The sequence below is a fragment of the Chryseobacterium sp. MEBOG07 genome (assembly GCF_021869745.1).
In the GTDB taxonomy this organism is placed as follows: Bacteria; Bacteroidota; Bacteroidia; order Flavobacteriales; family Weeksellaceae; genus Chryseobacterium; species Chryseobacterium viscerum.
Window position 1 is genome coordinate 3,820,628 of record NZ_CP084579.1, and the last position, 15,183, is coordinate 3,835,810.

The window sequence follows — 15,183 nt, forward strand, 5'->3', positions numbered from 1 at the left end:
TGAATCCTTCATAATCAATAGATTTTTTTGTAAATTTAATTAATGAAAAAGTTCATTCTCCGGTATCATTTTTTCGTCATGGGATGCATTGGTTTTCTCCTGCAATCATGCAATACGAAATTCAGAGTTTGGGTAGGTCCCGGAGGACAGCAGAAAATTTACAATTTAAAATATGGTGAGAACAAAAGACAGAAAATGGATGTCTTTCTCCCCAAGGATTACCCACAAGATGCTCCTGTAGTTCTTATTGTACATGGCGGAGCCTGGACTCTGGGTAAAAAAGAGCATATGATCCAGGTTCAGAAAATGCTTTTTAACAACAGGATTCCGAGCATCAGCATGAATTACCGATTGGTTTCCACCAAGAAAAAAATCACTTACAAACAACAGCTTGATGATATTGGTCTGGTCATTGAGAAGTTCAATTCTTTATCGGAAAAGGCAGAACTTCAGCCTAACAATTATATTCTTTTGGGAGAAAGTGCCGGTGCACATCTTGCTCTACTCTACGGATATCAGCATCCTGAGCAGATCAAAAAGATTATTTCTCTAAGTGGACCTACCGATTTTTTCAGTTCTGAATATCTAAAATCTTTCTATTCCAAATATACTTCTCCTACTTTTCAAAAGGTTGTAGGGACTAAATTTGAAAGAAAAAATATCTCTGAAGCCTTTAAAGAAGCCAGTCCTATTGCCAATATCACGAATGTTCCTACCCTGCTATTTCAGGGAAACAATGATTTTCTCGTCAATCAGCATCAGGGAATAGCCATGGACTCTGCGCTTACCCACCTGAACGTTCCTCACAAATTTGTCTTTATGAAAGGCGCAGGACATGCGCCAAGGTTCTTCAGTAAAAGAAAAAGAGACAGCATTATCTATCCTAGCATTCTGGAATGGATTAAAAAATAGAGATTTTATAAGACTTTGTTTAATTATTAAACGTAAAGAATAGGTAATCAAACGTTTTAGCTTAAGAGAGCTAAGGGATGGTGACTCTGTCACTGATGAAGCTATTCGGTTATTATATAGCTTTCCGAAATTATTTTAATCTCCCGCAGATTACACAGATTACACAGATGTTTGTGGAAAAACCTGTGTAATCTGTAAGAAGTATGGATACTATACATACGCTTTGTAAGAATCAATTTTATTGATTCCCATCTTTGCCTCCTGAAATATAAAATATTGAGATTTAATCTTTGCGTTAAAGAAAAAACTCATGCAATAAGCAATAAAAAAAGCCATCTCACTACTGAGACGGCTCTATATTTTTGATTGAATTTTTATTTATTTAAAATCCTGGTCTTCGTATTTTTTAGAAAGATCTTCTTTTTTCCCAAAAACAAACTTGAAGATAACCGGAAGTGTAGTCACCAATACGATTACAATAATAATGTATTCCAGTTTTTGTTTTAAGTTGATTCCAAACTGCTCCATAAACAATTTGTCCAGATAATGTCCTGCAAAAATCAAGATAAATGACCATAATACCGCACCGATAACATTATCTCTTAAAAACTCTTTTTTATCCATCCTCACAATTCCTGCAACAATGGGTGTAAAAGTTCTCACAACAGGTAGGAATCTTGCCATAATAATGGCTAATGCTCCGTGTTTTTCAAAGAAATCGTGAGCCTGATAAAGGTATTTTTTCTTGAAAAGCATTGAATCTGGTCTTTTATATAAAGCAGGTCCTGCTTTTCTTCCGAAATAATATCCTACTTCATTTCCTATAATAGCGGCAAGAGCTACTCCTGAAGCTAAAATAGTAGTATCTAAGAAATCACTTCCTGTAGAACCAAAAGTCTCTTTAATAATTTCAACGGCATAAATCCCGGAAACGAATAAAAGTGAGTCTCCAGGCAGGAAAAACCCTACAAAAAGGCCTGTTTCAGCAAAAACAATGAATAAAATAAGCCAAAACCCTCCCATTTTAATATAAAATTCAGGGTTTAATAAATCCTTCCAGCTATTGAAATCTTCCATAAATATCGATGAACAACAAAAGTAAGCCTAAAATGTCTGAAACAAAAATTAATTATAAGATTTTAACTAAAATTCAAACATGATTGTTATAAGTTGAAATCATCATCGGAAACTGCCGTCCCATCGGCCATTAAGAATGCTTTTAAGAATGGAGTAAGATTCCCGTTCATTACGGCATCTACATCTGATGTTTCATGCCCCGAACGTACATCTTTTACCAATTTGTAAGGATGCATGACGTAGTTTCTGATCTGGCTTCCCCACTCGATCTTCATTTTGTTGGCTTCTATCTCATTTCTTGCTTTCAAACGTTCTTCCAATTCCATTTCGTAGAGTCTTGAACGAAGGAGCTGCATGGCTTTTTCCTTATTCTGAAGCTGGGAACGGGATTCGGAGTTTTCAATGATAATTCCGGTAGGTGCGTGACGAAGACGTACCGCGGTTTCTACCTTGTTTACGTTCTGTCCTCCTGCTCCGGAAGATCTCATGGTTTCAAAGCTGATATCTGCAGGATTGATATTGATCTCGATGGTATCATCTACCAAAGGATAAACGTATACGGATACAAAACTTGTATGCCGTTTTGCATTACTGTCAAAAGGGGAAATTCGTACCAGTCTATGTACTCCGTTCTCTCCTCTTAAATATCCAAAAGCAAATTCTCCTTCAATTTCCAGCGTTACGGTCTTCACTCCTGCTACTTCCCCTTCCTGGAAGTTCAGTTCACGGATTTTATAGCCCTGTTTTTCCGCCCACATGGTATACATTCTCATCAGCATAGCTGCCCAGTCACAACTTTCTGTTCCTCCTGCTCCGGCAGTGATCTGCAGCACTGCAGAAAGCTCATCCCCTTCATTGGAAAGCATATTTTTGAATTCCAGATCCTCAATTTTTTCAACCAATTGTGGAAATGTTTCATCCAATTCTTTTTCAGAATCCGGATCTTCTTTGGCGAACTCAAGTAAAACCTGCAGATCTTCAAACTGAGTCTGGATTTCGTCATAGCCTTCCACCCATTTTTTCTTGGAACGAAGCTGCTTTAGAAAGGCTTCAGCAGTTTTTGGATTGTCCCAAAACTCAGGGGCAGCGGTTTTTTCATCATCATTGGCAATTTCAATCTTCTTTTTTTCAATCTGAAGATATCTGTGTAAGTCTTCAATTCTGGATTGAACTTCTTTTATATGGTCGTTATTAATCACGAATTTTTCTTTTTGCAAAAATAAGGAATTCTTTTAGAGTGGAGCGGTTTGAGTTTTGAGTTTTCGGGGGTTCGGGTTACGAGTTGCCGGATTTGAGTTATGGGTTGTAACTGGTGGGAAGATAATTAACTAAAAAAGTAGTCTCTTCTCAGCATAAAAACAGTAAAAATGCATATAACATGTATTGCAATAATAAAGGGAAGGGCTTTTTTTGTTTCAAATTTATCCATTAAAAAACCATAAACAGGTAATTGTATTATTCCTATAATTACAGGTATTTCTTCATTAAAAAAAGTTCCCAGTAAACTAAACGGAAAGATAGCCAATAAAGGGAAATAAGTCCCGTGACCTCCACCTCCTGCAAGGATTGCAAGAAAACCAAGAGGAATTGTTAATATAGAAAACCATACTGTATATTTATAACTGCTCATTCTGTTTTATTCCAGTTTATTCGCAAAATCTTAGATGAAAATCTCAATTTAGTTTATCATTTATCAAATCATTCCCGCTATCATTTCACCAATCTTTGGAGCTAAAGCAACTCCCATTCCTGAAAGTCTTACAGCGCAAAACTGTCTTTCCGAAACCTGTTTTACAATGGGCGTTTTTTCTGAACCCATCGCCATTATTCCTGACCAGCGAAGTGCTATTGTAAAGTCTTTATGGGGAAGTATGACCTCTTTTAAAAAGTTTTCCAAATGATTTTGCAGGAATTCTGTAGTTTCAAAGGCGGTCGTTTCTTCTGTTTCAAAATCCTGATTTCTTCCGCCTCCCAACAATATCCTGTTCCCTACATTTCTGAAATAATAATACCCTTCATCATAGTGAAAAGTTCCTTTAAGTTTCAGGCCTTCTATTGGTTCTGTGAGAAGAACCTGCCCACGGGCAGGAATGATGTTTTCTTTTTCCAGAAACTTTGATGTGAATGCATTGGTGCAATAGATCATTTGATCTGCTTTTACAGAAAGATCATCAGAAAGATGAACTTCAATCTCATTCGCTGATTCTTCAATACTTCCGACCTCTGTTCCGGATAAAAATTCCACTTTCAGCTCATAACATTTTTCAAGAAGTTTCTGCAAAAGCCTTCCTGAGTGCAGGCTTCCTTCACAGGGGTTTTCAATCAGAAATGATGATTTCCCAAGCCCGAACTCCTGTATTTTATTCTGTTTAAGAGCATATGTTTTATCCAATCCGGTAATAGGTTTCAGTTTTTCATTGACAGCATCAATATGGAATAAAGGTTTCTCATTATTTAAAATTTCAAAACCTCCGTTAAGTTCAAAATCAATTTCATCATTCTTAAAATAATGTCTGATTTTCTGAAGTCCATCAAACCTCATTCTAACAAGCTCCAGTGTTTTTTCCCAGCCCATTTTCTGCGAATCTGCAATAACTTCGGTAAGACTTCCAAAACAGGCAAACCCGGCATTTCTCGTTGATGCACCGAATGGAATGGCGTTCCGTTCAATAATTAAAACAGACTTTTCAGGATATTTCTCTTTGATGGATATAGCAGTCCATAGTCCCGAAAATCCAGCACCAATAATGATAATATCTCTTTTTCGGTAGAAGGTTTCCAGTTCCCAGATGCTGTTCATAAATGATTTTTTGTATAATGTATTAACGTGTAAGCTGACATGAAGTTAAAAGATAAGAAATTGAAACTCCCCTACCCACGAATCCCGTAACCGATCATGCTTTACCCTTTATCCTCCTCACCATTATGCTGAAATCCTATTTCTCTTCGAGGTTCTTCAACAACCCTATAGGTTTCCAGTTCAATTTTCAAGGCCTGAATTCTAAACTTAAAATCATCAAAATTATTGATGATGGCATCGGCAAGAAATCGGGCTACCTGATCAAGATATTCTTCGGTAAGCTTAGACCTGGCATCTCTTAAAGCTCCGTTCAAAAGATTCTGATCGATCTTCAGCTTTTCATTTCGGGTTTTTTGGTAAAGATTTTTAATTCTTTTCTTTAAACTCTGCGTAAAGTCTATCAACATGGTATTGCTGAATGCCTTCATTTTTGATGATGAATCATGCCAGAAAGGAATTTTATCAGCTTTATTATTTTTAAGGATTTTATACAGTAAAGAATCTTCTTCAAGACCTCTGGTCATAGCATATAAAATAATTTCCGACCGTTCTGAGGCGTTGGGAGGAAAGACAGGAATCATCACATCAAATCTTCCCGGAGCAAGAATTTCTTCATCAATTTCCGAAACAGAATTGGCAGAACCTACCATTAAAACACCTTCTTTTTCAAATTTGCTTATATAATGAAGAATAAGTTCCTGAGCTTCCAGGTTGCAGGATGCAATATCTGTTTCTGCTTTTCGCTGCATCATAATTTCATCGAAATCATCCATAAAAAGCAACATTTTGTTTTCTTTCATCATATTCATCAGGAAATCACTGAAATTAATTTCATTTCCGTCAACCAACGAAATTCCCAGATAGTGCTTTTTCACTTCCTTAAACTGATACCCAATGATATCAGCAATCTTATTGGCCCAGAATATTTTACCGCTTCCAGGAGGCCCGTACAGGATAATTCCTGCAGGTCTGTGAATTCCCCAATCTTTGATCTGCTGTGGATTCAGAAAGGGTTCCAAAACCGCTGATGTGTAAAAAAACAGATCTCTGTATCCTATAAAATCTCTTTGCTGAAGGCTGGTTTTACTCCCGAAATAATCATACACAAACTTATAGTTTCCTCCTAATTTATTATCAATTCCATAACTTGATATAGAGGATTTGAAGAATCCATTATCAAAAATATTCAGATTATTATCTTTGATTACCTTTTCAACCTTATCCTTAGGTTGATTGATCACTTCAGCAATCTGTTCTAGCGTTTTATTTTTGTCCAGGTCTTTTTCGTATAATTTTAAAAAGGCTATATTTTCGCGGGCAAATTTTTCAAAATCTTCTTTTACTTCAAAATTGGTACTGATGCAGTCTACCAACTCAATATCGAAATCCTGTATAAATTGTTTTATGGCTTCTGCAGAAACTTTCAATTCTTCTGCCAGTTCAATTAGCTTCATAACTGTTGATTAATTCTATCAAATTTAATCTATTTACAAATAAATCAACATTGATTTATGATAATTCTGTAACATTCTCTAATTCATATAGACTACTACTATGTAAAACAAATTACATGGAAAAGATTTTATCAGTAAAGAATTTGACGAAAAAATTCAAAAGAGTTGTGGTCAACAATATTTCTTTTGATGTCGAAAAAGGAAATGTTTATGGACTTTTGGGTCCCAACGGAAGTGGAAAATCCACAACTTTCGGGATGCTTCTTTCTACCATCAATCCTACCAGTGGAGATTGGTTCTGGTTTGGTAAAAAAGGCACTGACCCCGCTACTTTGAAAAGAATCGGAGCCATTATCGAACAGCCAAATTTCTATCCTTATTTAAGTGCAGAAACCAATCTTAAAATTGTTGCGGAAATTAAAAATACTCCTTATTCAAGAATTGACGAAGTTTTGAAGACTGTCAATCTATACGAAAGAAGAAAAGATACTTTCAAAACTTTTTCATTGGGAATGAAGCAGCGACTTGCTATTGCTTCAGCCATTTTGAACAATCCTGAGGTATTGATACTGGATGAACCTACCAACGGGCTGGATCCTGAAGGAATTATTCAGATCAGAGAAATCATCAGCGAAATTGCAAAACAAGGAATCACCATTATTATTGCAAGCCACCTTCTGGATGAAATTGAAAAAATATGCAGTCATGTAATTGTATTAAAAGAAGGAAATTCTATCTACTGCGGAAGAGTAGATGAAATGACTTCCAACAATGGGTTTTTCGAATTAAAAGCAGACAACAATACTCTACTTTTGAATGCGTTGAATGAGCTTCAATGGTTCTCTTCCATCAACCAGGAAGGTGATCTTATCAAAGCTCAGATCCGTGATGATGCTTCAATTTCTGCTTCAGCGATGAATCAGAAGCTCGCTGAAAAAGGAATTTTCCTTTCACATCTAACCAAGAAAAAATTGTCTCTTGAATCTCAATTCCTTGAACTTGTAAAAAACACCAATTAATCATGATAAAATTATTAAAACTGGAATACTACAAAAACCTGAATTACAAACCATTCAAGGTTTTCACCATATTATATTTCGCCATTCTTATCGCATTGCTTTTCATCGGGTTGGTTGATTTTGATCTTTTCGGAAGTACCATCAATTTGAAAGAACAAGGGATTTATAATTTCCCGGAAATCTGGAATTTCACCACATGGATTGTTGCTTTATTGAAAATTTTTCTTGGATTGATCATTGTTTTCTCCATTTCACAGGAATTCAGTAATCGAATGTTTAAACAGAATACAATTGATGGATTGAGCAGAGAAGAATTCATCATGTCAAAACTTTTGACGATCAGTATTTTCACCCTTGTTTCTACTGTACTTGTATTCGGAATTACCATATTGCTTGGATATCAATATTCAAATACAACAGAATCTACAAAGGTTTTTGCTGAGATTTTCTTTATCGGAAATTATCTTGTAAAGCTCTTCACTTTCTTCTGTTTCCTAATGTTCCTTTCCATTTTACTAAGAAAATCGGTTTTTGTGTTTCTTGCCCTTTTTGTTTTCTGGATTGGTGAAGGAATCTTAACGGCTGTTGAAGTTTTCTCCAAAGTAAAAGGAATGCAGGGACCACAAAGAAATGAGATCCTTCAGAATGATTTTTTCATCACTCACCTTTTACCATTGGAAAGTATGTCCAGCCTTATCCCTAATCCGATGATGAGATTAAATATGGCCAAAATGATAGGCGTAAAATATGAATTCCATTACCCCACAGAAAGTCTTATCGCCTGTTTGGTCTGGTCTGCCATTTTCATATTCGGATCGTATTGGATTTTGAAAAAAAGAGATTGGTAGGTTTAAAGATTTAAAATTGAAAGATTAAATAAGTAAAGTGGTTCGTATTGAATCACTTTTTTTGGCTTAAAATTTTCATTTGGTTTTGCTAAAAACCTATCCATGAAAAAAATATATTACGTTCCGGGATTGATCAGTGCCATACTGATCCCTGTTTTATTCTGGTATTATGGAAACCAGAGAGTTCATCCTCAATATACCATAATGGACCTTGGACTTCCAGCGAAAATTAGACCTAATATACCTTTAGACAATACTTTTGAATTCTATAGAAACTGGAATTACAAGAAAATTATAGTTAAGCCTAACACTGCTCTTCAAAACCAAAACTTCTATGTTTCTGAACTTAAAGAACTGCAGGCAAAAAATGAGAAAGAATCCGGAATTGAATTTATCATTGATGATAACAATAGCTATCAGGATTTCATTGCTCTAATGGATGCTATGACAATTTCCAAACAGGAAGCTTTTTGTGTTGATATGGAAAAAACAGGACATTTTTTTGCTGTTCATTTTTATAAAGATCCCGATAAAGAAATACGTTCTGTTTATGGATGTATAGTTGGTGGTAACGACTACAGAGAAAAAGAAAACCTGAATTTAATCAAGCCGGAAAGTTTTATCAATCATGTTCCCCAACAAACTTTTTATATTATTTTCGGTTTTTTGCTCTTTGTGAATATCTCTATGTTCAGCATTAAAGAAAACCTTCAAATCCAAAGAAAAAGATGAGCATGAAAAAAATATACTACTTCCCGGGGCTTATCAGTGCTGTTATTATCCCGGTTTTATTCTGGTATTATGGAAATCAAAAGTTTGAAGAAATCAATGTTTCTGTGATGGATATTGGACTTCCCGCCAAATTAAAGGAAGATAGAAGCAACGATATGTATTCTTTTGAATCTGTAAGAAACTGGAATTACAAAAAAAAAAAAGTAGCTCCCAACACGGCTAAACAAAACTCAAAACTGTACGTTTCCGAACTGAAAAACCTCCCAAAAAGAAATGAGAAAGAGTCTGGTATTGAATTTATTTTAGATCAAAATAATACCTATGGTGATTTTGTCTCGGTTTTGAATGATTTGGCAATAGCCCAACAAGAACAGTATGCCATTGATCTCGAAAAAACTGGACATATTTTTGCTGTTTACAGCTATATTGACCCCAATCCTAAACCTCTCGAATATGAATGTTTGCTTTGTAATGACACTGTATATTGGGGACCAAGAGAAACTGTAGATACTTTTCAATCTACCCAGTATGGAAAAATCTTTAATCTGTTTACAACCGCTTCTAAAAAAGCATCATATATTATTTTCGGATTTCTCATATTTCTGAATATCTCTATGCTCAGCATTAAAGAGCGATTTCAATTGCATCATTAATTCAAAATAAAAAGGCTGCCATATGGCAGCCTTCCTTTCAAATTACTTTTTATCTAACAACGGAAGATATTTTCCGTATCCTTTTGTTTCCATTTCGGCTTTTGGGACAAATTTCAAAGAAGCACTGTTGATACAGTAACGAAGTCCTCCCTTATCTTCCGGCCCGTCTGTGAAAACGTGTCCTAAGTGGGCATCACCGGTTTTGCTTCTCACTTCTACCCTATCCATTCCATGGGTACGATCCAGTTTTTCATCAATCAAACTTTTCGTAATTGGTTTTGAGAAACTTGGCCATCCACAACCGGATTCAAACTTATCTGTAGAAACAAATAAAGGTTCTCCTGTGGTAATATCTACATAAATTCCTTCACGGGTTTCGTTCCAGTATTCGTTTTGGAAAGGTTTTTCAGTACCATTTTCCTGAGTGACATTATATTGTTCTGCAGTCAGTTTCCCTTTTAAAACTTTTTTATCCTGTTTATGATAGGCTGGTTTTGGAAGCGGGTTCGCTTTTTTTGCCATTTCAAAAAGTCCCGGTTCGATATGACAGTACCCTCCTGCGTTTTTATCCAGATAATCCTGGTGATAATCTTCCGCTTTGTAGAAATTTTTCAAAGGAATAGTTTCTACCAATAACGGCTTATTATAATTTTTTGCTAATTTTTGAACCTCATCTTTTACAACTGTTTCTGCTGTTTTATCTGTATAATAAATTCCTGTTCTATATTGGTTTCCTCTGTCATTTCCCTGCTGATCTTTACTGGTAGGATCAATGGTCTTAAAATACAGATCAATCAGAAGTTTCAGATCTACCTGCTCAGGATCATACTTCACTTTCACGGTTTCCGCAAAACCTGTTGTATGACTTACCACTTCTTCATAAGTAGGATTATTGGTATTCCCGTTGGCATAGCCCACTTCTGTTCCTACAACCCCACGAATTTGTTGAAAAAAATGTTCTGTTCCCCAAAAACATCCTCCTGCAAAATAAATCTCTTTGACATTTTTATTATCCATAATTTTCTCATTTTCTTTTTTTACTTCCGCTTCATGGGGCTTTGTTTTTGTAAAAAGCCCGGACCCTGCAGCAAATACTGCTATCCCCAGAACAATTCCGAGTACAATTAATATATTTTTCATATTTACCTTTTTATTCATTACTTATTATTTTGAACGATCATTAATCCAAATCCTAAAAGCATCAGATCTTTTAAAATAAAGAAATCAGTTACAGGAACTCCATCCACTACTTTCCACATTCCCGGTGTTGTAAACAGATAGCTTAATGTTACCAGAAAAGTTGCAATCAGTCCTATTCCTGCATACTTTTTCAGTACAGCAAATTTCGCACTAAATATCAGGAGTAATGCAATGATAATTTCTATCACTCCGATAAGATTTGACACTGCCTGGACGCTTGTCAATTTATATACGAAAAAAGTTAAAAAATGGTTTTCTACCAAAGGTTTTATTGCAGCGGCTTCTGTAGGGGTAAACTTGAAGATACCAATCCACAGCAAAATGAGAGCTGCTCCGAAAAGCGAAATGTAATATCCTGTTTGGTATAATTGGTTCTGCTTAGATTTTTGTTCTGTTCCGATCATATTTTAAAGATTTTAAATGAATACTTTTATTGTTTTCAAAAGTATAGTCGGAACAATTTTAAAATCCTGACAGAAATTTTCTTAGAAATTTAATTTATCGATCATTTTATTTTTAAAGTCCTGAATTTCAGAATCATTAATTTCAATATCCTTTTCAGAAAAGGTCTTTTTAAAAACTTTATCCAAAAGGGCAAGTTTTTCATTGTACATCCTGCACCATTTGCAGATCATTAGGTGCATGCTAAGCATCCGGTTTTCTCTGGCAGAAATGGATTGGGCATTCCTTTTTTCCATCAGTAATGTAGCTTCACTGCATGGTAAAAATAAGATATGTAGTATTCTTCTTATCATTGTCTCTTATGATTTTGAAAACCAGTTAAACTCCAGACACTCTCTGAGCTGCATCCGGCTTCTTTGCAAAATCTTCCAAAGATTAGTCGTAGAAACATTCAATTCCTGACTTACTTCCGGAGCTTTTTTTTCTTCTATATAATACATTTTAAGCAGGATCTTCCATCTGGAGGGCAATTCTTCGATACATTCCTCCAATGTTTTGTTAAAATCTGCGCTGTCTAAAAGTTCATCTCCTTCGCCTGAAACATTCCAGTCATTCAAAACGTCATTATTTTTCCATGATCCGGTTTCATCAAAAAAATGGTCCAGTCTGATGTTTGGTTCGGATTTATATTTTTTCCGATAAAAATCTGCCACTTTTCTGTTAAGAATTGCCATCAGCCAAGTCAGCGCCTGGCTTTTCCCTTCAAAAGAATCATAGGCCGAGTAAGCGGAAAGAAAAACTTCCTGAACAACATCCTGCGCATCTTCTTTATTTGAAAGTACATACAGCGCCCGCTTCAAAAGCGGTCCGGAATATTGTTCTATCCAGCTTTTCAGTTCTTCATCTTTTGTCATTGAAAGGATTTTTTGTCTTATTTCAGATCACAACGAAGGTAGTAAGTTAAACGGAAAATTGCAAGATTAGAAAGATTATTATTGATTACAATCACTGCAAACTTTATAGGTTTCATAAAAAGAAATTAAAAAATTCTAATCTGCCTCCCATATCAAAACCTGCCCCATTCAAAACATAGTATAAAATTATTACAAATCGCTTAAAAATCTTAAATTTGCATCTTATCAAAAATTTGATACTTAAAAAAGCAAAAGCAATACTATGACATCACAAGAGATACGTCAAAAATTTTTAGATTATTTTAAAAGTAAGGAGCACTTAATCGTTCCTTCAGCTCCTATTGTGCTGAAAGACGACCCTACCCTTATGTTTTCCAACTCCGGAATGACGCAGTTCAAGGATTTTTTCCTTGGCTACAAAACTCCTACCGCCCCTAGAATTGCCGATACCCAAAAGTGTCTGAGAGTTTCGGGGAAGCATAATGATTTGGATGATGTGGGTAGAGATACTTACCACCACACCATGTTTGAAATGCTGGGAAACTGGTCTTTCGGGGATTACTTCAAAAAAGAGGCTATTGCTTTTGCCTGGGAATTACTGACTGAAGTATACGGAATTCCAAAAGATAATTTATATGTAACGATTTTTGAAGGTGATGCTTCCGAAAATCTTGACAGAGATCAGGATGCTTATGACTACTGGAAAGCAGTAATTTCCGAAGACAGAATCATCAACGGAAATAAAAAAGATAACTTCTGGGAAATGGGGGCAAGCGGACCTTGCGGACCTTGTTCTGAAATCCATGTTGATTTGAGAACTCCGGAAGAAAAAGCTAAAGTTTCAGGACTTGAATTGGTGAACAACGATCATCCTCAAGTTGTGGAAGTCTGGAATCTCGTTTTCATGGAATTCAACAGAAAAGCTGACGGTTCTCTGGAAAAACTTCCTGCACAGCATGTAGATACAGGAATGGGCTTCGAACGTCTTTGTATGGCGCTTCAAGGGAAATCTTCCAACTATGACACAGACGTTTTCACGCCTTTAATTGCTAAAGTTGAAGAACTTTCAGGTAAGAAATACACCGGAATTTTAGAAGACGAAAAAGATATTGCCATCCGTGTTGTTGTAGACCACATCAGAGCGGTTTCTTTTGCTATTGCAGACGGACAACTACCTTCAAACGGAGGAGCTGGGTATGTAATCAGAAGAATTTTGAGAAGAGGAATTTCCTATTCTTACAGATTCTTAGACATGAAAGAGCCTTTCCTTTACAAATTGGTTGCTGTTTTACAGGAACAAATGGGAACTTTCTTCCCTGAGCTGGAAAAACAGGGAACTTTGGTAACTGAAGTGATCAAAAGTGAAGAAGATTCATTCTTAAATACGATTGAAACAGGATTAATCCGAGTTGAAAAATTAATTCAACAAACCATTGCAGATAATCAAAAAGTTTTACCAACTCTTGAAGTTTTCGAATTGTACGACACTTATGGATTCCCAGATGATTTGACAAGAATTATTGCAGAAGAAAAAGGGTTAACCATTGATGAGGAAGGATTCAAAGCTGAAAGAGAAAAGCAAAGAAAGCGTTCTCAGCAAGATTCTGCTCAGAAAGTGTATGACTGGGTAAATCTTGAAGATAAACCTGAAACATTTGTAGGATACGACCAGACAGAATCTGAAACCTATATTACAAGATACAGAAAGGTAGAAAACAAAGATGGAGAATTTTATCAGGTGGTCCTAAGCAGCTCTCCTTTCTATCCTGAAGGGGGTGGACAGGTTGGAGATAAAGGTGTTCTTGAGAATGCTGTTGAAAGCTTTGAAGTACTGGAAACTAAAAAAGAGAACGGACTGATTATCTCGTTGATCAATGATCTCCCTAAAGATGCAGGCGCTATTTTCTATGCTAAAGTAAATGCTTCTGAAAGAAAAAATTCTCAGGCTAACCACTCTGTGACTCACCTTCTGCATGAAGCGTTAAGAGACGTTTTAGGAACTCACGTAGAGCAGAAAGGGTCTTATGTAGGTCCTGATTATCTGCGTTTCGACTTCTCTCATTTCAACAAAATGACTGAGGATGAATTAGCATTAATTGAAGAAAAAGTAAACAAAAAGATCAAAGAAAGTATTGCTTTACAGGAATTCAGAAATATTCCGATCCAGGAAGCTCTGGAGAAAGGTGCAATGGCTTTGTTTGGTGAGAAATATGGTGACAGTGTGAGAATGATCCAATTCGGAAGTTCAAAGGAACTTTGCGGGGGAACTCACGTAAAAAACACCAGCGAAATCGGTCATTTCAAGATCACTTCTGAAGGTTCTGCAGCAGCAGGAATCAGAAGAATTGAGGCTATTTCAGGAGATAAATCTGAGGAATATTTCAATAATCTTGAAAAGCAGATCATTGAACTTTCTCAGCTGTTAAAGTCTAAAGATGTTGTAAGATCTATCGAAAAGCTGATCGAAGAAAACACTTCATTGAAGGCTGAGGTAGATGCTCTTAAAAAAGAAAAAGCAAAAGGAGAAATTGGTGAATGGAAGAATGCTTATGAGCAGAAAGGCAACAAGCAGCTTTTGGTAAAGAAAACTTCTTTGGATGCAGGCTCTGTAAAAGACATCGTATTCCAGTTGAAGAAAGAAATCCCTGCTTCAGTAACGATTATTCTTTCTGACGCAGACGGAAAACCAATGATTACCGTTGGAGTTTCTGATGATCTGGCTGCAGATTATCAGGCTGGTGCTATCGTAAAAGATCTTGCAAAAGAGATCCAAGGCGGTGGCGGTGGAAACCCAGGGTTTGCAACAGCTGGGGGTAAAAACCTTGAAGGCTTAGAAAATGCTTACCAGAAAGCTTTGACTCTCTAAAATAGAAACATCTATTATAAATTTTAGCCCGGCTGTCTCAATTCTGAGACAGCCGGGCTTGTTTTTACCGTAGATCATAGTTATTTTTTAACGCAAAGTTTAAAGCTTAATATTTTATATTTCAGGAGGCAAAGATGGGAATCAACTTCATTGATTCTTACTAAGTGTAGGTGTAATATCCATACTCCTTACAGATTACACGGTTTTTTCCACAAGCATCTGCGTAATCACTGAAATCAGCGGGAGATTAAAACAATTTAGCAAAGGTTATACAAGCCGGATATATGTTTTATTTAACGCTAAGGA

At 36.0% G+C, this 15,183-nt stretch carries 15 protein-coding genes; 6 read left to right on the forward strand and 9 right to left on the reverse strand.

The window, feature by feature from the left end; genetic code table 11:
* Nucleotides 1-42: 42 nt before the first annotated feature.
* Nucleotides 43-912 (forward strand): alpha/beta hydrolase, encoded by an 870-nt coding sequence (locus LF886_RS17515; protein WP_236850888.1) that lies wholly within the window; start codon nt 43-45, stop codon nt 910-912.
* A gap of 378 nt (nt 913-1,290) precedes the next feature.
* Here LF886_RS17515 and LF886_RS17520 read toward each other — a convergent pair whose 3' ends face one another.
* From LF886_RS17520 to LF886_RS17540, 5 genes are all read right to left on the reverse strand, one after another.
* The gene (locus LF886_RS17520; RefSeq protein ID WP_109738845.1) at nt 1,291-1,989 is read right to left on the reverse strand and encodes a DedA family protein; all 699 of its coding nucleotides are present in this window, start codon (nt 1,987-1,989) and stop codon (nt 1,291-1,293) included.
* Nucleotides 1,990-2,075: 86 nt separating this feature from the next.
* On the reverse strand, nt 2,076-3,188 hold the full coding sequence (gene prfB / locus LF886_RS17525; protein WP_103231980.1) for a peptide chain release factor 2: 1,113 nt from the start codon (nt 3,186-3,188) through the stop codon (nt 2,076-2,078).
* A gap of 125 nt (nt 3,189-3,313) precedes the next feature.
* Nucleotides 3,314-3,619, reverse strand: coding sequence for a hypothetical protein (locus LF886_RS17530; protein ID WP_236850890.1), 306 nt, complete (start codon nt 3,617-3,619; stop codon nt 3,314-3,316).
* Between the two features lie 63 nt (nt 3,620-3,682).
* Nucleotides 3,683-4,789, reverse strand: a complete 1,107-nt coding sequence (locus LF886_RS17535; RefSeq protein WP_236850891.1) for an NAD(P)/FAD-dependent oxidoreductase — start codon at nt 4,787-4,789, stop codon at nt 3,683-3,685.
* Nucleotides 4,790-4,890: 101 nt separating this feature from the next.
* Nucleotides 4,891-6,243, reverse strand: coding sequence for an AAA family ATPase (locus LF886_RS17540; protein ID WP_236850893.1), 1,353 nt, complete (start codon nt 6,241-6,243; stop codon nt 4,891-4,893).
* A 116-nt stretch (nt 6,244-6,359) separates the two neighbouring features.
* Here LF886_RS17540 and LF886_RS17545 point away from each other — a divergent pair, with 116 nt between their 5' ends.
* From LF886_RS17545 to LF886_RS17560, 4 genes are all read left to right on the forward strand, one after another.
* Nucleotides 6,360-7,262, forward strand: a complete 903-nt coding sequence (locus LF886_RS17545; protein ID WP_124530381.1) for an ABC transporter ATP-binding protein — start codon at nt 6,360-6,362, stop codon at nt 7,260-7,262.
* 2 nt (nt 7,263-7,264) lie between these two features.
* On the forward strand, nt 7,265-8,110 hold the full coding sequence (locus LF886_RS17550; protein WP_236850894.1) for an ABC transporter permease: 846 nt from the start codon (nt 7,265-7,267) through the stop codon (nt 8,108-8,110).
* 102 nt (nt 8,111-8,212) lie between these two features.
* Complete coding sequence (locus LF886_RS17555) at nt 8,213-8,842, forward strand: hypothetical protein (RefSeq protein WP_236850896.1); 630 nt, start codon at nt 8,213-8,215, stop codon at nt 8,840-8,842.
* 2 nt (nt 8,843-8,844) lie between these two features.
* Nucleotides 8,845-9,495, forward strand: a complete 651-nt coding sequence (locus LF886_RS17560) for a hypothetical protein (RefSeq protein WP_236850898.1) — start codon at nt 8,845-8,847, stop codon at nt 9,493-9,495.
* A gap of 42 nt (nt 9,496-9,537) precedes the next feature.
* Here the strand turns inward: LF886_RS17560 and msrB are convergent, their stop codons facing one another.
* The 4 genes from msrB to LF886_RS17580 form a co-directional block, all read right to left on the reverse strand.
* On the reverse strand, nt 9,538-10,635 hold the full coding sequence (gene msrB / locus LF886_RS17565; RefSeq protein ID WP_236850903.1) for a peptide-methionine (R)-S-oxide reductase MsrB: 1,098 nt from the start codon (nt 10,633-10,635) through the stop codon (nt 9,538-9,540).
* Nucleotides 10,636-10,652: 17 nt separating this feature from the next.
* Nucleotides 10,653-11,099: a DUF417 family protein gene (locus tag LF886_RS17570; RefSeq protein WP_236850905.1), complete on the reverse strand. Its 447-nt coding sequence runs from the start codon at nt 11,097-11,099 to the stop codon at nt 10,653-10,655.
* An 81-nt stretch (nt 11,100-11,180) separates the two neighbouring features.
* The gene (locus LF886_RS17575; protein WP_236850906.1) at nt 11,181-11,450 is read right to left on the reverse strand and encodes a hypothetical protein; all 270 of its coding nucleotides are present in this window, start codon (nt 11,448-11,450) and stop codon (nt 11,181-11,183) included.
* 6 nt (nt 11,451-11,456) lie between these two features.
* Complete coding sequence (locus LF886_RS17580; protein WP_109738842.1) at nt 11,457-12,011, reverse strand: sigma-70 family RNA polymerase sigma factor; 555 nt, start codon at nt 12,009-12,011, stop codon at nt 11,457-11,459.
* Between the two features lie 262 nt (nt 12,012-12,273).
* Between LF886_RS17580 and alaS the strand changes: the two genes are divergently transcribed.
* Nucleotides 12,274-14,877, forward strand: coding sequence for an alanine--tRNA ligase (alaS, locus tag LF886_RS17585; protein WP_236850908.1), 2,604 nt, complete (start codon nt 12,274-12,276; stop codon nt 14,875-14,877).
* Nucleotides 14,878-15,183 lie beyond the last annotated feature (306 nt).